Raw genomic sequence first — 20,424 nt, 5'->3', positions numbered from 1 at the left:
ACACGTCTGGAGCCGGAGTCATACCACCGGCACCAAGCGGACGCTGTAGCTTAGTCGTCCCACACGCTGGGGGCCGGCGCCTTAGTCGCGGGAAGCGTTGAGGCCTCGGCCCAGTTCCGCACCCACTCCGGCATCCTGTTCGCAGGGATATCGTCAACACCGAGCCCCTCAACAACCTCCGTGGCGAGGAGCGCCCCTCCCGTTCTCTTGAGGAATCGCGCGCGCAGGAAGGCCCGCGCGTAGATTTCACCGCCAACCGTAAACCGCTGCTCCAGGTAAAAAGCCTTTGTGTCGTGTCCCACCATTTGGGTCTCCACAATAAACGACTGCCCCAGGGTGAGTGATTTGCGATACGTGATACTCTGGGCCACAACCACGGGGTACCAGCCTCGCTGCTTGAGCTTTTGCCACATGCGTGATCGGTACATCAGGTCAAGGCGCCCCAGATCCATAATGGAGAGGTAGCGCCCGTTGTTCATGTGACGCAGCACATCCAGGTCGGTGAGCACCACGCGAAAACGCGTGCGGCACACATCCCAGGGCTGTAGGCGTGGCCCCCGCTTTGAGCGGAGGGTGAGGAAAAACATCCGCAGAATCATGTTCACCCGGCCCACCATATCCCCTTTTGACAATTTTTCGCAGACGAAGCCTAAGGGTTAGAACGCGTATTCACTTTCTGGTACACGAAAATATGCCAACAACCGCCACATTCAGAGCAGTGGCGCACACAGTGGCACCTCGCGACATCACAGGCCACCTTCGCGAACCCGACCCGCTGGGAGTGGGCGTTCTCGCAGGAACCGTCACCGGGGCGCTCACCGCTACCTACCCGGCCCTGGTCGCGGCATCCGCCATCCCGCGGACGCCATTCGAGGATAAATCGTAGTCGCAGTGTTTATGGATGAATTTTAATCAAGTTAAAGCATTTATTGGAGCACTCAACGCTAAGCTATGAAGCACACGACTGAAGAGAGGTTCTACATGGCTGAAGGACTCCCCCTCCAATTCTCCGGTGTCTCTAAAAGCTACGGTTCAGTGCTGGCCGTCAACAACTTCACCGCCACAATTTTACCCGGAAAAGTTACGGCTTTCCTCGGTCCCAATGGAGCTGGAAAAACCACAACCCTCCGCATTCTACTGGGCTTGGTCGCGGCTTCCGAAGGAAGCGCCCTGGTGGGAAATACACCGTACAAAGACCTCGCTTCTCCGCTCACCACGGTTGGGGCAGCGCTTGAGGCCACCAGTTTTCATCCCGGACGCTCAGCCCGCAATCACCTCAGCGTATACGCTCGCGCCGCTCGCATCCCGTTGGAGCGGGTAGACACCGTTCTTGACCTGGTGGGGCTGAACGATTCCGCCGAACAGCGTGTTGGCGGCTACTCCCTGGGCATGCGGCAGAGGCTCGGCCTAGCCGGTGCGCTCCTGGGCGACCCGAGCGTCGTTGTACTTGACGAACCGGTTAACGGTCTTGATCCCGAAGGCATCAAGTGGATTCGTGGACTCCTGCGGCACCTAGCCGACGAAGGGCGCACTGTGCTCATCAGTTCACACCTGTTAAGCGAGGTTCAACAGACGGTGGATGAGGTACTGGTCATTCGACGGGGCGAGCTTGTCTTTACGGGTTCCCTCTTCAACCTCGAAGAGCGCAACGAGTCGTGGGTCACGGTCGACACTCCCGATCGGCGGCGCTTGAAAGATGCACTGGTCGCTGAGGGCCTTGTTGTGCATCAGGGGCGTCAAGGTCTAGTTGTGTCAGACACCGATACTGCCCGCGTGGGACGCATTGCTTTTCTTAACGCAATAGAACTCCACGCCCTGCAGCGCCACTCCACGGATCTGGAAGACACCTTCCTCAAGCTGATTCGCGAGGAGGGATCATGAGCACTTTTGCATCTGCTCTTCGCGCGGAATTCCTCAAAATACTTAGCACTCGCCTCTGGTGGTTTCTCGCGCTCATCATGTTTGGCTATGTCGGGCTTACCGCCGGGTTCATGGCAGCTCTGTTAGTGACCACACGGGACGCAAACTTAGCAGCTATAGTGGGGGACGCCCAGGCTATGCCGCCTCTCGACCCCCTGCTCCTCTACTCGTTTGGCAGTTCCGTGGGATTCGTATTTCCCGTGATATTTGCCGCGATGATGGTCACCCAGGAGTTTCGCCACAAGACCGTCACACCAACCTTCCTCGCAAACCCCAATCGCATAGTCGTCCTCACCGCAAAAAGCGTCACCGCGTTTGTGTGGGGAGCTGTCTACGGTGTTGTGGCCGTTATCGCCTCCGCCGGAGTCAGCGGAGCCGTGCTGGCTGCTTTTGGGATTGACACGGAGTTTGGTAGCTCAGACACCTGGGCAATGCTCGGCCGCGTAGTTCTCGTCCTCGCTCTCTGGGGCCTTATCGGGGTGGGGCTTGGTTCCCTTATCCCTAGCCAGGTGGGGTCGATCATCACCATCCTGGTGTTCACCCAGTTTGTGGAACCCCTGTTACGCTTTGCCGGGAATCTCACCAGCTGGTCCGCGGACATCGCAAAATTTCTTCCGGGAGCTGCAGGAGACGCGCTGGTGGGAATCAGTTTTTACACCATGGACGCTGGCTCCACGGCTCTGCTCTGGTGGGCAGGAGGTCTGGTCCTGCTGGCCTACGCGATTATCACCACCGCGGGTGGCTACTTCGTGAGCTGGCGTCGCGACGTGAGCTGACGCGTCCTGTCGCAATCAGAAAAACTCAATATCGGGAAGAGGCTTCAAAAGATTTCATAGGAGAAAGATCATGGTGGACAAAACGTATCGAGCACTACTTGTGGAGGAAACCTACGGCGAAACAGACGATAGGCCCACACTGGCCCGTCTTGCCGACCTCACTGAGTCCGACCTCGGCAGCCCAGACGGTACCGTCTGGGTGGAGGTAGCATACTCCAGCCTCAACTTTAAAGACGCCCTCGCCCTGGCGGGCAATCGTGGTGTGGCCAGGGTTGTCCCCCTGGTCGCCGGAATCGACCTGGTGGGCACCGTTATCACAAGCAGCGACGATCGTTGGCAACCGGGTGATCACGTCATCCTCAACGGTGACGGCATTGGCGAGAATCAGCACGGCGGTCTTGCTGAGCGTGCTCATGTGCGAGGGCAAAGCCTGGTGCGTCTTCCTGAGACTCGCAGCGCCCGATGGGCGGCGGCCCTCGGCACCGCTGGTTTCACGGCGGCCCTTTCGGTTTTGGCGGTGCGCGACCACGGAATCCGTCCGGCAGACGGACCAATCTTGGTGACCGGGGCCGCCGGAGGTGTTGGTTCGATAGCGATCTCCCTGCTCGCTCACGCGGGCTATCAGGTGGTTGCCTCCAGCGGCAGGGCAGAGGAAGAAGAAGGCTATCTCTCGAAGCTGGGTGCCCACAGCATTATCGATCGACAGGAGCTAGGTTCCCCGGGCAAACCCCTCCAAAAAATGCTCTGGGCAGCCGCGATTGATTCTGTGGGCAGCCACACCCTCGCCAATATTCTTTCCCAGACACGCTACGGTGGGATCGTCACGGCCTGTGGCCTAGCGCAAGGGGGCGATCTTCCCACGACCGTCATGCCCTTTATCTTGCGTGCCGTCACCCTCCGCGGTATCAATTCGGTGGATGCCCCCGCCGCCGCGAGGGAGCGCGCGTGGAACTATCTCACCGAGGTCTTTACGGAAGAATCCCTCAACAGCCTCACGCGCGAGATCACGCTAGACCAGGTTCTTCACCACGCGCCGAGCTTCGCGGAGGGCAAGGTGCGCGGGCGGCTGGTGGTGCGGGTCAAACGCTAACCGGATGATGCCCACTCACACCCAACAACGCGGGTCGAACACCCATCCGGTGGCGCTGTTAACTCAGGGGTCCGCCGCGCTCATCAACCAGGTCAAACAGTCGGGTAACCACCCGACCGCTGGCGATGCCGTCGTGTTCAAACTCATTGGTAACCCACGGGGTCAGACCCTTCACTGTGTGCGCGGTTTCTTTCGAGAGGCCCGCGTCCACATACATATCATCATCGTAGATGGCCGCCGCCACGGGAACCTCGTTGTTCGCAAGCTGCTTGTGATCGTACAGAGGCGAGTAGTCTGTCCGCTGCGCTAACGCGTCTGCGGCATCGCGGAATCCGCGCAGGGAACGAATCTCCTCAAACATCCAGGGAAAAATCATTTCACCGGTAAAAAATAACGGCCTGACGGAGGCCTCGTACTCGGAGTGTTCCTCTCTCACCCGCTGTGCCGCCCACTGGGTAGCGCCAGGACCACTACCGTAGATGCTCTCGTGCAGCACCGCGTAGAGGGGGTTTTGATCGTATCCCGTTGCCGTCATCACCTGCGTAAGGAAGGCATCGGAGAGGCCAACCGACGCGTCGTAGCCTCCCCAGGCCTCGTCTAGCAGCCAGTGAACAGTATCTGCTCCGTGCATCGCACCAAAGCTGAAACCGAGTGTTTGGAGTCGCTTCACGGTAAGCCTGTCTCCGTCGGGTAAGCGCACATCGTGTGTTTCTAGGTATTCCGCGATACCGGCAACCCGTTTTTCCAGGTGAGGATATCTGGAGTAGAACTCACGATTCTTCTGGGTTGTGCGAGGGAAAGTGCGTCGATAGACTTCCTCTGCATTAGCCGAGAGGCCGGGCAGACCTCCGGTAATGTAAGAAGCCGCCACACCCTCCGGGGCCATCGAGAGATAGCTCAGCGTGAGAAAACCGCCGTAGCTCTGTCCGAGGGTGTGCCAACGGACCCCACCAAACTCGGTGAGCCGGAGGTGTTCCAGGTCACGAACTATGGAGTCCGCCCGGAAATGGAGCAGATACTCAGCCGCCGCGTCTCCATCCGCAAAACGCTCCATGTCTCGCGCCTGGATACGCGCACTACGGCCCGTGCCGCGCTGATCGTAGAGAATCACCCGGAAACGAGTCAGGGCCTCCCCCAGCCAGCCACTTCGATCAACCGGTCTCGGTGACTTTCCTCCCGGACCGCCCTGCAGGAAAACAAGCAGGGGTAGGTTGTGCTCCCTCCTAGTTGGATCAACAATTTCCCGGGCAAAAATTTGGAGAGTGGGAGAGCTTTCAGGCGCGCTCCAGTCAAGTGGAACAGAAACCGTGTGGTCGCGAATGTGCAGACCGGGGATGGTGTATTCGTGAGTGATCATGAGGAGAAAAAATCTTTTGTAGGGGCAACGTTTTGATGGTTACACAAGAAGCCGTGAGTCAAACACTAGGGCTTTCCCGGAGCTGCGATATGAACCTCACCCGTGTGGTTCAGCCTCAGAGCGGTCACAAGTTTTGCGGCGTGCTCGGTCGACACGATGATGCGTGAGAAGCGATCAACCTCGTCCACTGCTACCGCTTCCTCACCGACAACATCTACCGGCTCGGTGGGCTGTTCGGGGATATCCTCCACCTCAATATCGATCACAACTGCCCGGCGACGACGTCCTCGCAGCAGCAAAAAATCTTTTCCACCGTAAAATTTCCAGGTACCAAAAGCATACGAATACGGGACAGAGTTTCCCGGTGAACGCGCCCCCCGCATCCACCCCCAGGGTTCGTCGGTGATAACCGCTGAGGTGATGTCTGAACGGCGAATAACGATGTCTTTTCGGTGAAAGGACAGTGTCTTCTCGACGGCTGAGAGCTTGATCTCCACCCGATCCGAGTGCACACGTATTTTTGCCATACTCCTAGTGTGCCTTGTTCAAGCTCCCGCGTCGACCGATGTTACGGGTGTTTCAAAAACCGAGAGGTCTAGTATTCGCTATCGGTGTCAGCCACAGAAGCCACTGCGTTTACCAAGGATTCGGTTGTGCGCTCATCAGCAACCACGTCAATGCGTAGCCCCTGAGCTTCAGCATCTTTTTTGGTCTGTGGCCCCACACACGCCAGCAGGGTTCCTTCGGGAAGCTCAGGAAATTGCAGACGAACCTGTTCGGCAACAGAACCGGAAGTGATGAGCAGAGCGTTAATACGTCCGGAACTCACATCCTGACGAACCCGTTCGGCAACGGGAACACCCACGGTGCGAAAGGCAACCACCTGGGTGACGTCATGACCCAGAGCCAAGAGTCCCTTGGTCAGAACCGGCACAGCCGTGTTGGAGCGGAGTGTAAGAATTTTAAGCGACGGGCTCTCCCTCACTTCGTGCCACTCGTTCAAAAGACCGTACGTACTGTTTTCTGCAACCGGGGTGATATCAACCGTGTAACCGGCCGCGGTGAAGGCAGCCGCGGTTGTCTCACCCACCGCAGCAACTTTGGTGTGGGGAGGAATAACCACATTGTGATGGGCCAAAACATCAACCACTGTAGCGCTCGTTGCGGTAATCCACGCAAACTCTCCAGCCGCAAGACGGTCGAGTGCCACCCGCAGAGACTCCGCCTCGTCGGTGGGGGCAAAGTTGATCAACGGGGCAATCACGGGCTGGGCGCCATAGTTACGCAGTGAAGCGGCAACACGATCTCCCCAGGGGCCACCCCGAGGCACAAGTATGCGCCACCCGCTCAGCGTCTTTAACTCTGTCATTAGCAACAAGCCCTGACTCTAATCTGCTCAGGAGTTGTCACGCCTCGTGTATCTGCAACAACGATTAGCGTCATGCAACCCTCGCTCGTCATTTCTCTATTGTGCCCCCTTCTGCTCGCTGAGCCAAACTCAACGATTCGATAGCCAAGAGAACAACAGGAATAGTTTAGTTCAGGCACAAGGTGCGAGAAAAGCCTTCGTATCTGTTCTGTACCCGAACAAAAATCAGTGACAACCACAGTGCTGGCGTAAAAAGATTAATTCACAAGATCTTGCGCGCTATCGCCCACACGGCTGCCCCTGCCAGTACGGCAACACCGGCGATGCCAATAACAAATGCAACCGGATTGTTATCGCGCAGATCGGATACCCGTTCACACGTCCGATCCACGGCCTCATCAACCCGCTTTCCCACGTTAAGCTTGTCTTCGAGGGCACGTAACGTTTCACCGATCTCTTCACGGAGACGTTCAATATCCTGCGATGTTGAACCACCAACCCGATCGAAGCCGGTGGCTTCGCTACGTTCCCCGGCACGCGAGAAGTCGCTGCGCTCGGTGAAGCTATCGTCTTGATACGGGCTTCGCTCCGACCCCCCGGAGCTCTCTGCGGTTGCCCCCGCCGCACCGTAGTGTGTTTCATCGCTCCCAGGAGCATCCGATTTAGCGACCATTACCCGTTGCCTCACTCATAGATTTAAAGTCTTCCTCGATACTATCTAGCGTTTCATCGGGAATCGGAACACCCTTCTGCAGGCTCCGAATACCCCACCACACACAGCCTGCGGTGATCAGTAGCAGAGCAACGGCCACTATCAGGGCCGAGAGCCACACGGGGAGAGCGGTTGCGATACCCGCGATAGCTGCCGCTACAAAACACGCAATTGCAAAGAAAACAAAAAACAGGGAAACAATCAGAAGCGCGATTCCCAAACCAAGCTTTTTGAGCTTGCGGATGATCTCTTTTTTAGCGTTGTCTAGTTCGGCTCGGGCAAGCGAAATGACCTGCGCAAAAAGCCTGGTGATGAGTGTGAAAAGAGATGCCGTCGAACCCCGTTCATTCGCCCTCATTTTTTACCGTCCCGTGCAGATTTTGCTGCGCCCGAGGCGCGACTCGCACCCGACGCTTTTGAACCACCCGAGGTCTTTTTCGCAGAGGATGTTTTTTTAGTGGTTTTACCCGATCCACCAGTTTTACCGGCTACACCCGAGGTCGTTGCGGCAGAAGAGACATCTTCCGCCGCAGCGGCATTCCCTGGGGCTGTATCCTCTGACGGAACCGTCTCCCCTGATGAGGCGGCAGAGGCTCCGGCGCTCTGTTGGTTATCACCTGTTGGGGTATCTTCCGTTGCCCCGCCCCGCGGTGATGAAAGACGTTCCGCGAGGAGTGCAAGCCCCGCCCTCACAGCGTCTCCCGCAAAAGACTGGGCCGCGGTACCCTGCGCCCCTAAAAAGTCCTTTACGTGTTCGGCAGCGGTTTGGACGGGAGGGGTGTTCCATACCTTCTCTGCACCGGCTTTTATCTGCTCGTAACGTTTGCGTCCGGCGCGCGCACCAAGAACATAGCCAAGCAATGCTCCCAGTATAAAAGCAATCTTGCCTTTCATACCTACTAATCCTTACGGTTTGTGTTCGTTTATTGCTACTCCTTCTACCAGAGTAGCCCCATCCGGTAACTATGTATATTCCAAAAATACTATACGATTCCCAGAATGGTTCTACGGATGCCCGTAGAAAGGAGCCGAGTAGCCTCTACAACGTGGTCAAGCTGGGTATTCCTTGGCCACAGCGGCAGGTATGACAGCGTGGGAATCGGCTCTCGCGCAGCATCTGAATCATCGTCGGCAAGCAACACAACCCGCGCCTCGTCCAGTGACAAGCTCGAGGAAAACTCCCTCACAAGAGTGGCCGAATCAAGTTGCGACATTCCCATAAAGTCGGCTATCTCTTGCGTCTGCTCCTGAAGAGAAAGTCCTGATTTTTGGCGACGAATTACCCGGATAAGCTCATACCCGTCCGGGCTTTCTTCTACCGTGTGGGGCCAGAGCACACTTACCCTCTCCACCCGGCAAATCTCTGAGCTATCGTTTTCTGCAACAACATAGGGGGGAGTATCCACCAGAGCGGAAGAGTCACATTGCATAACAGATATGGAATATACTGCGTGGTTCCGGTTGCCATATTCCCCCCGTAGACGAGTGCGCTTCTCTGTGATCTGGGGCCACTCGGACACTGTGCGGGGATCAATTGTGAGGTTGTCACCCTCACACGCAATAATGACAGCGGATGCGGAGAGCGACTTATCGCCGCTAAAGTTTATGACCCACTCGTGTCCCACCACACCCGGGTTAAGGCTCTCTTCAACATTTTCCGCACAATACCCGGTGATAAAGCGCCCACCGAAAAATGCAATTCGCTCCAAGAGCGTGCTGTAGATAAGCCCCAGGCCTCCCACGAGTGAGTGGAGGGTTTCGTGAGCGACCATCTCCTCGCTCACGGAGAGCACCGCTCCGGAGAGCGACCCCACACGAGTCAGGGCCTCGTTAAGTCCCGGAATTGCGGCGTTTACCTCAATCTCATCACCCGAGATACCAAAACGATCCCTCAGCACGGGTTCTACTAGATACTGTGCAATTCCGGGTCCTAATCGCTGTCGCACCAGGGGACCGATAAAACGCTCCTTCCCTACCGTGAGCACCGGTTTGATCCGATCAAGATAGCCTCGAAAGCTCGATCCCGCGCCCACCACAGCAGACACCCTGCGGTCCAGGGGTGAGACGGGTATCCCCAAAACATTCTCATAGTCGAGCACCAGAGGCTTGCCCGTGGAACGCGAGACAGCCACTGTAGGCGTGGGGTAAACAATGGCCAGGTCCTCAATCTCAAGATCACGAAACAGCTGCGCAAGAGTACCCCGTGGATCTCGTACGGTGGAAGACACCAGGTCAATTGAGGCTGGTGTTTCCGCCAAATCCTCTACCGCATCAACCACCACAACGCTTACTCCGGTGCGAACCAGCTCCCAGGCCGCTATAAGCCCGGTGAGGGTGGCTCCTATCACAACGGCATCAACATCATCGGGAAGAGGGTTTTTATCCTGATCCATACGACACCCCCTGATTCTCCCTGGAACTTATACGGCGCAAGAGCCTAACCGTGGGACGGGGCCGCCCCGGGAACAACTGTATCGTACGCACCGGTAGTTTCCAGCCCTACCTTCTGACGCTTTCTGTCGACCCACCACGCGTAAAGGGCCATCATGGCGCTTGTCCCAATGAGTATCACGGGCCCCGCGGTCTCCGTAGCAACTCGCGTATCACCACTCGCGCCGGTGGCAAGAAGAAGAAAGAGCACAACATTGTTCATCGTATGCAGCACAATCGCAGCCTCTAGGCCACCGGTACGCAGTGTGATCCAGGCCGCCGTGATGCCAAAGATGGCCACGTTGAGAATCCCCCACACGTCATAGCTGTGCAGTGAGGCAAAGATAAGGGTGGGAACCACTAGAGCCACCACACGAAACTTTATCCACGCCCCCAAAACCTGGGTGAGCAAACCGCGAAAAACATACTCCTCCGCCGCAGCCTGCAGGGGAACCACAACAATAATGATCAACACAACTATCGCAAAGGTACCGGGAAGCGGGAGCGGTTCTGGTTGTGCCTCATCGATGATGAGGGGGGCAACGATCGTCCCGATCGCCATCATGAGAGCTGTCGCCCCCAGCGCGGGGAGCACACACGCCCCCATCCAGCGCCACCGAAGTCGCATCGCCACCGAGTGCACCCGACCCACGGGGCGAATACCCGAGACCCACAGGGCCAGCAAAACGCACGGTATCCAGAGCGCAATTGTGGCCAGGTTAATCAACAGACTCAGGGGGTTGGCGGCGTCTGTTCGTGTAAAAGCCTCCTGGTTCATCGTCCCGTCCAGCGACACAAAATACCCGGGACGGCCTGTGCTCGCCGCAAAAATCAGGTCGAAAACGGCCACCGCCACCAAAAGCATACTCATCGCAACACCAATGAACAGCGCGCTCAGAACAACCGCAAGCAGCGGTTTCCACCAGCGATAGTTTTTTTGACCGCGGAAAAGCCGTTGGTACTCCAACCGGGGAGTGGGAAGGGCACTTACCGCTTGTTCCGCATAGGGCATGTTTAGGCGCCTTTAAGTCTTTCGGCCAGATAAACATAAAGCTTATCGAGGGGAACCCTCTCCTGCTGCATGGTGTCGCGATCACGCACCGTCACGGCATGATCTTCGAGAGAGTCAAAGTCCACCGTCACGCAGAAGGGGGTTCCGATCTCGTCTTGGCGGCGATAGCGGCGACCGATGGCACCCGAATCATCAAAATCGATGTTCCACTGATCACGCAGGTTGTTTGTAACCTCACGCGCCAGCGGGGAAAGAGTCTCGTTGCGGCTGAGGGGAAGAACAGCGGCCTTCACAGGGGCCAGGCGAGGGTCGAGTTTAAGCACCGTACGAGTATCCGTGCCACCCTTTGCGTTGGGCACTTCTTCTTCGTGATAGGCATCCACCAGAAAGGCCATGAGTGAGCGCGTGAGACCGGCTGCGGGTTCAATCACGTAGGGGACATAGCGTTCGTTCTTGCTCTGATCAAAGAAGCTAAGGTCTTTACCGGAGTGCTTGGAGTGCGTGCTCAGGTCGAAGTCCGTGCGATTAGCAATTCCCTCAAGTTCTCCCCAGTCACCACCCGCAAACCCGAATTTGTACTCGATGTCGGTGGTGCCCTTGGAGTAGTGCGAGAGCTTTTCAAAGGGGTGCTCAAAAAGACGCAGGTTATCGGGGTCGATTCCTAGGTTGATGTACCAGTTGAGGCGGTTGTTGATCCAGTATTGATGCCATGTCTCATCGGTGCCGGGCTCGACAAAAAACTCCATCTCCATCTGCTCGAACTCACGGGTGCGGAAGATGAAGTTTCCGGGAGTGATCTCGTTACGAAAGCTCTTCCCGATCTGCCCAATACCAAACGGAGGCTTCTTTCGTGATACCTGCAACACGTTGGCAAAGTTTACAAAAATCCCCTGAGCCGTCTCGGGCCGGAGGTAGTGCATGCCAACCTCATCGTCAACCGGCCCCAGGTAGGTTTTCAGTAGTCCGGAGAACGCGCGCGGCTCTGTCCACTGACCCCGGGTACCGCAGTTCACACATACGATATCGGCTAGGCCGTTCTCGGGGGCTCGCCCCTTTTTCTCCTCGTATTCTTCCTCGAGGTGATCAGCACGGTAACGCTTATGACAGCTTGTGCACTCCACCAGGGGGTCACTAAAGACCTCAACGTGACCGGACGCCTCCCACACCTGACGGGGCAAAATAACAGAGGAGTCGATACCCACCGTATCGTCGCGATTGGTCACCATGTGACGCCACCACTGCTTTTTGATGTTCTCTTTGAGCTCTGTTCCCAAGGGACCGTAGTCCCACGCGGAACGAGACCCACCATAAATCTCACCCGCTTGGAAAACAAACCCGCGGTGACGGGCAAGGGCGATAACTTTATCAAGACGGCTAACAGCGGCCACGGCGGCTCCAATGGTGGGAGATGACATTCGGGAAGGCTCGCGCGGAAGCACGAACCACATACCCGATTAGTCTATCGTGGAGCCGCTCGCGGCTGCTGCGGCACAAACGACATCATGTTGCTCAGCACGCCGCAACGTGATGCGACAGGCTAACAGCCGGTAAATTGCTTAGCAGAGGACCACCCCGAGTTTGCCCACTTATCCGCAGCGGGTGGTGTGAAATCGGGGTACAAGACGGTGAGTTGGTTGAGCAGCCATTGAGTAAGGCGTGCGGCACCCTGCTGACAGGTGTGAATACCATCCTCACTGCGATATACCTTGCCATCTCTCATACGCTCGTAGTTTTCTCCCCACACTTCTTTTGCGTCCAGAAAATATGCTTTTCCTCCAGAGGAACTCACAACAGTCTGCGCCACACTCGCAGTGCGTAGAATATCTTCCATGTGTGGTTCGTAGAATTCGTCCGGTTGAATCGGTGGCATGGTAACAAAAGCAAGTTTTGCATCGGCCTCAGAAGCGGTTGACAAGAGTCGTTCGTAAGCGGCGGTCTGTTCGCTCTCATCGCCCCAATCATACGTATTAAGCTGATAAATAACGAGGTTTGGTTGGGCAGTTTTGATCAGCGCCGGCAGCTTCTTCCAGGTTTCATCGGCGATAGGTCCGACAAGAGATCCACCCCCGGCCTGCACATATGCACTGTATTTAACATCAGCGGACTCAAAGGCGCTCTTCAGCGGTTGGGAGATTCCCTCTGCGATTGAGTCCCCTATAAAAACGACAGAAGAGAGTCCGTTGCCGGCGGGATCGGTCTGGCCTTCAGCATCGGCTGTGCTTTTGACGGTAGAGCAGGCGGTGAGAACAAGCAATAAAGTCCCGAGCACACCCACAATAGTATTTTTCTTAGTTTTATTCATGACTCTACGATCTGGACAGAGCGTCCCAGCCGCACCGCCATTGTGTCGCAAACACGTCTCAAAGAGGCTGTAACCGGCCGGACAGGGTGGCGAGCCTGACCAAAATCGTAAATACTTGAATCTAAGATGTCAAAGCTTTTATTGATAGAAGATGACCCCCTGGTTCAGCGCGGATTACAGCTTGCTCTGGGGAGACACGGTCACGATCTCAGCGTAGCCAGCACCGGTGAGGAAGGCCTGCAAAAATTTCACAACGCACCGCCCGATCTGGTTGTGCTAGATGTGATGCTACCGGGAATAAACGGCTTCGAAACGTGCAGACGTATCCGTCAGGCTAGTTGCACTCCCGTCATCTTACTCACCGCTCGCAATGATGACTTTGACATCATAAACGGCTTAGAAGCGGGTGCGGACGACTACGTTGTTAAACCCGCTCAACCAACCGTTCTCGACGCACGCATCCGTGCGGTGCTGCGTCGTTCAGAGAGCACACACGAGAGTATCCGCGTGCACAGAGAACTCCATATCGACACCACCTCCCTCACCGTCACTCTCCGGGGCACACCCGTTCCGCTCACACCAACTGAGCTACGATTATTGCTCACCCTGTCGCGCACGCCGGGACAGGTTCTCAGCAGACAGCAGCTGCTAGAACTCGTGTGGGAACACGACTATCTGGGTGATTCTCGCCTGGTTGATAACGGTATTCAACGCCTCCGCGCAAAGATTGAAGACGATCCGGCAAACCCTGAGTATGTTCAAACCGTGCGCGGTTTTGGCTATCGTTTTGGTCCCCTATGACACAAAAGTTACGGCTTCACGGGCTTCGCTCCCGGTTTATCCTGGCTTTTATCTGCGTAACGGTGGTGAGCGTGGGAACGGCGGCCTGGGCAAGCGGTGCATCAACGACGTCCTCACTGCTGGCCCTGCGTGAGCAGCAACTGGCCTCCGAGTTCGCGAGTCGGATAGAAGCCGTTACACCGCGCCTACGCTATCCTCCCGACGAAAATACCCTTGAGCAGATTGCCATATCGGTTGGAGGGACGGTGACAGTTTCCTTCCGAGATCGCGTCTTCACAACAGGTTCCACCGAGCTTTCTCTCAGCGACGATCTGCGCAGAGCAGTTAGCTCGGGGGAAAGAGTCGTGATTCAAAGAACCACAACCCCAAACGAGGAAAATCTCCTCCTGGGAACACCGGTGATGCTCACCGCCCCAAACGGTGTACGCAGACCCTCAGGAGTTGAGGTGTATACGATCCGAAGCCTCAACGACGTACAAAACCAGATTGATCAAACAGTCCAGGCAGCCCTGCTCACCACAGCTTTTGCCGTTCCCCTCTCGGGGATACTTGCGTTGCTGGTCACTCGCCGCGTTTTACGACCGATACGAGATCTACGAGATACCGCGCGACAGCTGGCGTCTGGCGACCTCAATGCCCGTTCTTTTCCCACAGGCTCAGACGAACTAACGGAGCTTACCCAAACAATTAATGACATGGCAAACTCGATACAAAAATCGATAAAAACGATGGAGCGGATGGAAGCCGATGCAAGAAGATTTGCCGCCGATATGTCCCACGAATTACGCACACCGTTGAGCACCCTGGTTGCGGTTACCGAAGTACTCACGGATGCCACCGCAGATATGAAACCAGAGGTGCAAGAATCCGCACAGCTAGCAATCACCGAGACCCATCGACTCGTCAGGCTAGTGGAAGACCTCATGGAGATTTCACGATTCGATGCGGGAACGGCGTTGCTGAAGGTTGAGCTGGCAGACATCATAGAGATCATACACAATTGCCTGGCGCTGCGCGGATGGGGAGATCAGGTTGAGGTCGTAGGCCCCAAAAGCCTGTTCTGTCAGCTTGATCATCGGCGAATCGATGTGATCATTGCCAACCTGATTGGCAACGCAATACGCCACGGTAAACCTCCAGTACAGGTTGCTATCTCGACAACAGAGAGCACGGTTGAGGTAAAGGTTATTGACCACGGTCCAGGATTTTCTCAAGAGGTTGGTTCACACATATTTGACCGTTTTTACAAGGCCGATGCCGCACGCGTTCGAAGCGATGGGAGCGGGCTGGGGCTTGCAATAGCACGCGAGAATGCGCTGCTACACGGTGGCACTATCACCGCTACCAGCGTTGAGCATGGTGGCGCCCAGTTTCTCCTCTCACTCCCACGCATACAGGGCCGGGACCAAAAGCCCGCTAAAACACAGGAGGAACCCGAGTGAAACGAACGATGTGGTCCGCTGTGTGCGTTGTTCTCCTAGTGACCGGCTGCGGGATTCAACCGAGCGGTGTCATTGATATGCAGGAGTCACCCACCGGTCTTGCAGAGGGCTGGACTCTCTACTTCGTAGGAGAAGACGGAAAGCTCCAACCGTTCAAGCAGCGTCGGGGTTCACTCGGTACGATTGCAGAGGCCCTCACCTCGCTGATACAGGGTCCGCCACCCTCTGGGTTCACAACCGAAATTCCAGAGGCGAGTGCATACGTCTTTGTCTATGAAAGCGACAACACAATCACACTGCGGGTTCCCCTGGCCGATTACGAGGCAACTGAAACGGGCATTGATCAGATCGTCTGCACGACCCTGGCAAGCCACATTCAAGCTGGCGGTTCAGAAAAGGCAACTGTCACGGTCAGATTTACGATGGGTACTCCAGGCTCAGTGCGGGGACGAACCTGCCCTCTACTGAATTGATGATCCCAGACGGTCAACATCAATCATCGTCACGGGTCCTGAGGGAAGCATAAACCACACTGCCACCAGTAAAATTAATAACCCGGCAAACACAATTGCCCCAGTGCGTCCACAAGCCCAGGGAGCGTGAAATCGAATCGGGTTCTCAATCAAACGCAGGGATGCGTATGCACACACAATCGAAATACCAATGACCAACGCCGAGTGCACCCAGCTTTCAAGACCCGTTTTCTCGGGGGGAAGCAACACGATTACGGGCCAGTGCCAGAGGTAGAGGCTGTAGGAAATGAGTCCGAGCCACCGTAGGGGAGGGAAGGAGAGAAAGCGGCTTATGAGATCGTCGCTTCCCTGTGCAATCAACCCCACTAACACGGCCGCGCCAATGGAGTGGGCAAATAGACCGCCGGTAAACAACCCATTCGTCCCGGTCCCTTCCACCGTAAACCAGGCCGCCCCGAGCACGACCAGGAGCACCGCTCCAATGACTCCCACCCACACGCGGGTGACACGTCCCAGAATAAGACGTACCGGACCGGTCGCAACAACCGCGCCCAGTAGTAGCGAGAACGCACGCGTGTCTGTTCCCATGTACACACGGGTGGGGTCACCCGGATCAACCAGCACAATCATGCACACCAGCGACACAATCGCAATTCCGGCGGCTAAAAACGCTATGATCCGGTGTGTGCGATAGCCAATAAACGCAACAAGAAGCACCAACAATGGCCACACCACGTAGAATTGTTCCTCAACCGCGATGCTCCACAGGTGTTCAAATACGCGTCCCACCCCAAACCGATCCCAGTATCCCGCTGACTCCGCTAGTAGGTGCCAGTTCATGAGGTTAAACACAACCCAGGGCCCATCTGAGCGGGTTGTCTTCATAAGGTCGCTGTCACCCATTATCCAGACAGCAGCGGTCACCGCTAGAATCATCAGGGCTAGAGCGGGAAAAAGTCGGCGTATCCGTCGCTCCCAAAAACCAAGGAGAGAGATGCCTCCAGATCGATTAAGCTCCCTGAGAAGCAGATCGGTGATGAGATACCCCGATAGCGCGAAAAAGAGATCAACCCCAAGGAATCCACCCGCTAAATTATCCGTGTGGAATAATAACACGCCAAAAATTGCAAGACCACGCAGTCCATCCAAAGCGGGAATATAAGCCCTCTGCCCCTGAGGGTGAGCAAGACTATTGCTTGTAACGGAAGGCGCAGAAGGTGAAGGTGACATACCGTCAACCATCTCGCCCCGATGTGTCACGAATATCGCTGTTGTGTCACAATCAGGGCGCGACTCTCTGGGAAGTCGCAATAAGCCCGAGCACTATAGTGAGCCTCGTCACCTCGTCAAAACGACCCGATCGCCTTGCCCAGTTGAATAGCACCAAGAATCAGAAATAACACGGTCATAATGATGTTGTTGTGTGCAATGAGAGCACCTTTTGCGGAACTCAGAAATTGAGTAACCCTTGCAGAGCCACTACTGCCAATGACGGTTGGAACGATCAGCCCAAGACACGCCAAGAGGGCGAATGCGGTAACCGCAATCAGAACCAGCGGCCAAGCTAAACGTGCGGTTCCAATCGCAGTACCCGAGGCAATGATGATGGGCAGATTTTTAACATTGATAATTGCAAGGAGCAATCCTAACCCGACGGACTTGACCAGATTGAAGGAGTCAATCGCGGCCAACCACTTTGGTTCCGCCGCCGCCCTGCCTTTTTGAGGACGTCCGTTCCAGCTTTTCCAAGAGAGAAAAAAGAACAGTCCGGCAAACACAAATCCCAAAACAATATGCAGCAGAGTCGTAAAGGAGGAATCGGACGAGGTTGTGCTCTTCACACCTGACGCAAAGATGAGCGTGAGAACAAAGGTTGCTATGACAAAGGCAAGTGTGAACACAACCGCATTCCCCTTGCCCTTAGGACCAAGCAGCAAGGCAATTACGGCAACAATCGGCATTGGCGAGATAACAATACCAAAAGCAAGAGGAACAATCTCTCCGATAGTTTCCCAAAACATATTCATAATGCTATATGCATCGTACTCAATATGAAATAGGGCAAATATTATTTTTCTCAACCCCACCCCGAGGCACACACAACCAGATTGAAAAGAGCAAGCGGGAGGCAAAAGAACCACAAACTTTGTTGCCAGTACCACGACTCAACCAAACACGCACCCTAACCGTTCGTCTCAACAGAAATGATTTAATCATTTAGCGCAACTAAATATGTAGCTATATATTTCTTAGCTATGCTAATTTATTAAATCAATAAAATTAGAAATGCCAAAGGAGTATCATATTGCGCAAAACATTCGTTGCAGCACTGAGCTATACCGCGGCTGCACTACTAGCACTTACTACTGGAACTCTCAGCGCCCAAGCGGAGCAAATCTCGGAGCCGATAAACAACAACCCCGCTATCTCTCCTCGCATCGTAGGAGGCACAAATGCCGTCCAAGGGGAGTTCCCCTTTGCAACATCAATACAGGATAACGGCAGGCACTTCTGCGGCGGCTCACTCATTGATCAGCAAACCATATTGACAGCAGAACACTGCGTGAGCGATCTGACAAGCGACACACTTATAAACAACACGACCGTAACCGTGGGAAGCCATAACATTGTAGACAAATCCCTCGGGCAAACCCGGAAGATCGCAAAAATTGTGAGCAAAGAGTCAAATGACACGGCGCTCATTACTCTAGATAGGGCCATTGAGGATATCATTCCCGTGCAACTCCCAGAGCCTGGAGCAACAGCACAGGTGGGTGATGCGACAGCAATTGGTTGGGGCAGAACCCAGGCGTGGAACGCCGTTTCCCCGTCAATTCTCCAAAAAGTAACTGCACCCATCATGCCCTTGAGTCAGTGCAAAGCTCTGTGGGGTGACGAGGTTACCGACGCAGATATCTGCGCCGGCATACGGGGCGCTAGTGTGTGCATGGGCGACTCGGGTGGGCCTCTTTTGGTAGAGAAAAACGGCCAACTAGTTCAGCTCGGAGTGGTAAGCAGGGGCGAAGCGGTTTGTGGCGATCGGGGCAAACCCGGAATCTTTGCCTCAACCTCAGCGCCGGGCTTCCTCGATGGAATGACTCAGATCTACCCTCGGCTCTAACCCCGCACAGACACAATTATGAAATTACCGATGAGGTAGTCGGAGGGGGCGGCGAACGTCTCACCGCCCCCTCCGACTGTCACGGATCACACACCGTTCAACTCGTTAGACAGCGGGGAAATCTACAAACTCGCTACGTGGCCTAGTACCTGAGTGGAACCACTCCTGGAAAAATTCGCTGAGATCTTTCTCCGTCGCAGCTTGAATAGCAGCCTCGAGAACACTCCACGGGGTAGGAGCAGTGGTGTTATGACGGTTCTCACGTATAAAATTCCGCAGAGCCTCATCAAGCTTATCCCTCCCCATAAACTGACTTAGTGCATAAAAGGCCGCGGGGCCTTTCGAGTAGGCATTCCACCCGCCAAGACCATTCCACTTTTCCGGGTCAGCATCGGCGGAAGCCACCCATTTTCTATAGGTATCAGAAGCACTCGCCTCTCCGTTACGGTCATCCCATCTCCACTGGGCGTAACTCGCAAGGCACTCACTCATACAAAAGCCATTTTCTCCGATTCCGGTCACGAGATCGCCCCAGTAGGTATGGGCCATCTCATGGGCCATAACAGACGGCGTGAAAGTGTCTTTAAGCGACAAAAATAATGAACGACCGGCTTTTTCAACAGCGGGTCCATCACCAAACTCCATAAAGACCCCTCCAATCCAATCATAAGGGTACGAACCAAAAAGATCCTCAAGAAAATCACGGGTTTCAGAGATCTTTTCAACTGCTTTCCGAGCGCTAGGAAGGGTTCCCTCACCGAAAGCGTTCACCATCTCCATACCGTCGGGAAGAACAGAACGCTCAATGTCAAATTTTCCGACAGCAACAAAGTTACTACGCGGCGACAGCTCTTTTGTTGCGTTCCAGGTCAACTGGTTACTGCCGTCCGGCAGCGTAGTTTCTTCCTGAAGCTTTCCAACAGAAACGCCCTTCCATCCCGCAGGGGTGGTAAGAGTGATAAGGCTGGTTGCCCGACCGGAAGCGTTCAGGGTAGACGGAAAGATTAAAGTGTCACTGTCAAACGCAGTCAATAACTCGCCCGCTTCATTCTTGAGCCAACCTGATTCCGTATCCGTATCCATATCAATAACCATTGGCCCAGAGTAGGTTATTTCGACCTCAAAAGAGGATCCAGCCTCAACCTGCCCTGAAAGATGAAGAACAAGATCATTTGACTCTGAATGCTCAATCGACCTCACAGATTTTCCATCGACAAGAGCAGATGAGACCTCGAACTGCTTCTTGAATTGAAACTTAAGATTTGTGGCAGGTAATAGAGTTCTCACCGTTATTTTCGCTTTCCCGCTGAGAACCTTTGTAACAGGATCAATCTTCAGGTCAACTGCGTAATGAAGCGCTTCAGTGTAGCTAGCATCTTCATACTGACTTCCATCACTGTGGATATCAGATTCGCCAAGGGGTGCTTGCAGCCACGTTCCCGCTCCTGAGGGAGACAAGGTTTGCGCCGATACAGGAGGCGCCGCGGTTAGAGCAAACAATAGCGGCATACCCATGAGTGAATACGCGAGACGTTTGAAATACATAATCTCTTCTCCTTAATGATTCTTAAGAGGGATACACCAAAGTTAGTGATCTAATAAATCAAATAGGTTAAGGT

Annotated in this window: 22 protein-coding genes; 8 read left to right on the top strand and 14 right to left on the bottom strand. The window is 55.1% G+C overall.

The features are described from left to right. Positions 1 to 50 precede the first annotated feature (50 nt). Positions 51 to 617 carry an acyl-CoA thioesterase gene (locus tag FrondiHNR_RS01715; RefSeq protein ID WP_279353526.1) on the bottom strand — a complete coding sequence of 189 codons (567 nt, stop codon included), beginning with the start codon at positions 615 to 617 and terminating at the stop codon, positions 51 to 53. Positions 618 to 730: 113 nt separating this feature from the next. Here FrondiHNR_RS01715 and FrondiHNR_RS01710 point away from each other — a divergent pair, with 113 nt between their 5' ends. The 4 genes from FrondiHNR_RS01710 (at position 731) to FrondiHNR_RS01695 (ending at position 3,786) form a co-directional block, all read left to right on the top strand. Beyond that, complete coding sequence (locus FrondiHNR_RS01710) at positions 731 to 886, top strand: hypothetical protein (RefSeq protein WP_279353525.1); 156 nt, start codon at positions 731 to 733, stop codon at positions 884 to 886. A gap of 95 nt (positions 887 to 981) precedes the next feature. Next, positions 982 to 1,881, top strand: a complete 900-nt coding sequence (locus FrondiHNR_RS01705; protein ID WP_279353524.1) for an ATP-binding cassette domain-containing protein — start codon at positions 982 to 984, stop codon at positions 1,879 to 1,881. Then, positions 1,878 to 2,696: an ABC transporter permease gene (locus tag FrondiHNR_RS01700; RefSeq protein ID WP_279353523.1), complete on the top strand. Its 819-nt coding sequence runs from the start codon at positions 1,878 to 1,880 to the stop codon at positions 2,694 to 2,696. Before FrondiHNR_RS01705 ends, FrondiHNR_RS01700 begins: the two co-directional genes overlap by 4 nt. A gap of 70 nt (positions 2,697 to 2,766) precedes the next feature. Further along, positions 2,767 to 3,786, top strand: coding sequence for an MDR family oxidoreductase (locus tag FrondiHNR_RS01695; protein WP_279353522.1), 1,020 nt, complete (start codon positions 2,767 to 2,769; stop codon positions 3,784 to 3,786). A 58-nt stretch (positions 3,787 to 3,844) separates the two neighbouring features. Here the strand turns inward: FrondiHNR_RS01695 and FrondiHNR_RS01690 are convergent, their stop codons facing one another. The 10 genes from FrondiHNR_RS01690 to FrondiHNR_RS01645 all read right to left on the bottom strand — a co-directional run bounded on the left by FrondiHNR_RS01690 (position 3,845) and on the right by FrondiHNR_RS01645 (position 12,968). Further along, positions 3,845 to 5,143 (bottom strand): alpha/beta fold hydrolase, encoded by a 1,299-nt coding sequence (locus FrondiHNR_RS01690; RefSeq protein ID WP_279353521.1) that lies wholly within the window; start codon positions 5,141 to 5,143, stop codon positions 3,845 to 3,847. Positions 5,144 to 5,208: 65 nt separating this feature from the next. Continuing rightward, the gene (locus tag FrondiHNR_RS01685; protein ID WP_279353520.1) at positions 5,209 to 5,670 is read right to left on the bottom strand and encodes a hypothetical protein; all 462 of its coding nucleotides are present in this window, start codon (positions 5,668 to 5,670) and stop codon (positions 5,209 to 5,211) included. Positions 5,671 to 5,738: 68 nt separating this feature from the next. Next, entirely contained in the window at positions 5,739 to 6,512 is a 774-nt protein-coding gene (locus FrondiHNR_RS01680) for a uroporphyrinogen-III synthase (protein WP_279353519.1), read from the bottom strand. 262 nt (positions 6,513 to 6,774) lie between these two features. Next, complete coding sequence (locus FrondiHNR_RS01675) at positions 6,775 to 7,185, bottom strand: DUF3618 domain-containing protein (protein WP_279353518.1); 411 nt, start codon at positions 7,183 to 7,185, stop codon at positions 6,775 to 6,777. Beyond that, positions 7,175 to 7,582: a phage holin family protein gene (locus FrondiHNR_RS01670; RefSeq protein WP_279353517.1), complete on the bottom strand. Its 408-nt coding sequence runs from the start codon at positions 7,580 to 7,582 to the stop codon at positions 7,175 to 7,177. The genes FrondiHNR_RS01675 and FrondiHNR_RS01670 overlap by 11 nt, the downstream gene beginning before the upstream one ends. Further along, complete coding sequence (locus FrondiHNR_RS01665) at positions 7,579 to 8,118, bottom strand: hypothetical protein (RefSeq protein WP_279353516.1); 540 nt, start codon at positions 8,116 to 8,118, stop codon at positions 7,579 to 7,581. The genes FrondiHNR_RS01670 and FrondiHNR_RS01665 overlap by 4 nt, the downstream gene beginning before the upstream one ends. 89 nt (positions 8,119 to 8,207) lie before the next feature. Further along, entirely contained in the window at positions 8,208 to 9,617 is a 1,410-nt protein-coding gene (locus FrondiHNR_RS01660; protein WP_279353515.1) for an FAD-dependent monooxygenase, read from the bottom strand. A gap of 44 nt (positions 9,618 to 9,661) precedes the next feature. Continuing rightward, entirely contained in the window at positions 9,662 to 10,666 is a 1,005-nt protein-coding gene (locus tag FrondiHNR_RS01655) for a type II CAAX endopeptidase family protein (protein ID WP_279353514.1), read from the bottom strand. 2 nt (positions 10,667 to 10,668) lie between these two features. Further along, on the bottom strand, positions 10,669 to 12,054 hold the full coding sequence (locus FrondiHNR_RS01650) for a glycine--tRNA ligase (RefSeq protein ID WP_279354443.1): 1,386 nt from the start codon (positions 12,052 to 12,054) through the stop codon (positions 10,669 to 10,671). Positions 12,055 to 12,203: 149 nt separating this feature from the next. Further along, positions 12,204 to 12,968 carry an SGNH/GDSL hydrolase family protein gene (locus tag FrondiHNR_RS01645; RefSeq protein WP_279353513.1) on the bottom strand — a complete coding sequence of 255 codons (765 nt, stop codon included), beginning with the start codon at positions 12,966 to 12,968 and terminating at the stop codon, positions 12,204 to 12,206. Positions 12,969 to 13,094: 126 nt separating this feature from the next. Between FrondiHNR_RS01645 and FrondiHNR_RS01640 the strand changes: the two genes are divergently transcribed. The 3 genes from FrondiHNR_RS01640 to FrondiHNR_RS01630 are packed head-to-tail and all read left to right on the top strand — an operon-like array spanning position 13,095 to position 15,684. Beyond that, positions 13,095 to 13,769 (top strand): response regulator transcription factor, encoded by a 675-nt coding sequence (locus FrondiHNR_RS01640; RefSeq protein WP_279353512.1) that lies wholly within the window; start codon positions 13,095 to 13,097, stop codon positions 13,767 to 13,769. Further along, positions 13,766 to 15,211 (top strand): HAMP domain-containing sensor histidine kinase, encoded by a 1,446-nt coding sequence (locus FrondiHNR_RS01635; protein ID WP_279353511.1) that lies wholly within the window; start codon positions 13,766 to 13,768, stop codon positions 15,209 to 15,211. The genes FrondiHNR_RS01640 and FrondiHNR_RS01635 overlap by 4 nt, the downstream gene beginning before the upstream one ends. Further along, positions 15,208 to 15,684: a GerMN domain-containing protein gene (locus FrondiHNR_RS01630; RefSeq protein WP_279353510.1), complete on the top strand. Its 477-nt coding sequence runs from the start codon at positions 15,208 to 15,210 to the stop codon at positions 15,682 to 15,684. The genes FrondiHNR_RS01635 and FrondiHNR_RS01630 overlap by 4 nt, the downstream gene beginning before the upstream one ends. On the opposite strand, the gene FrondiHNR_RS01625 is transcribed toward FrondiHNR_RS01630, so the two are convergent. Further along, complete coding sequence (locus FrondiHNR_RS01625; RefSeq protein WP_279353509.1) at positions 15,673 to 16,914, bottom strand: acyltransferase; 1,242 nt, start codon at positions 16,912 to 16,914, stop codon at positions 15,673 to 15,675. The genes FrondiHNR_RS01630 and FrondiHNR_RS01625 overlap by 12 nt on opposite strands. 116 nt (positions 16,915 to 17,030) lie before the next feature. Continuing rightward, the gene (locus tag FrondiHNR_RS01620; RefSeq protein WP_279353508.1) at positions 17,031 to 17,705 is read right to left on the bottom strand and encodes a GAP family protein; all 675 of its coding nucleotides are present in this window, start codon (positions 17,703 to 17,705) and stop codon (positions 17,031 to 17,033) included. Positions 17,706 to 17,989: 284 nt separating this feature from the next. On the opposite strand from FrondiHNR_RS01620, the gene FrondiHNR_RS01615 reads away from it, so the two are divergent. Then, positions 17,990 to 18,805 carry a serine protease gene (locus FrondiHNR_RS01615; protein ID WP_279353507.1) on the top strand — a complete coding sequence of 272 codons (816 nt, stop codon included), beginning with the start codon at positions 17,990 to 17,992 and terminating at the stop codon, positions 18,803 to 18,805. Between the two features lie 105 nt (positions 18,806 to 18,910). Here the strand turns inward: FrondiHNR_RS01615 and FrondiHNR_RS01610 are convergent, their stop codons facing one another. After that, complete coding sequence (locus FrondiHNR_RS01610) at positions 18,911 to 20,350, bottom strand: M1 family aminopeptidase (RefSeq protein ID WP_279353506.1); 1,440 nt, start codon at positions 20,348 to 20,350, stop codon at positions 18,911 to 18,913. Positions 20,351 to 20,424: the final 74 nt, after the last annotated feature.

It is taken from the genome of Lysinibacter sp. HNR (assembly GCF_029760935.1).
GTDB lineage: Bacteria > Actinomycetota > Actinomycetes > Actinomycetales > Microbacteriaceae > HNR.
This window is presented reverse-complemented; position numbering and strand designations above follow the sequence as displayed.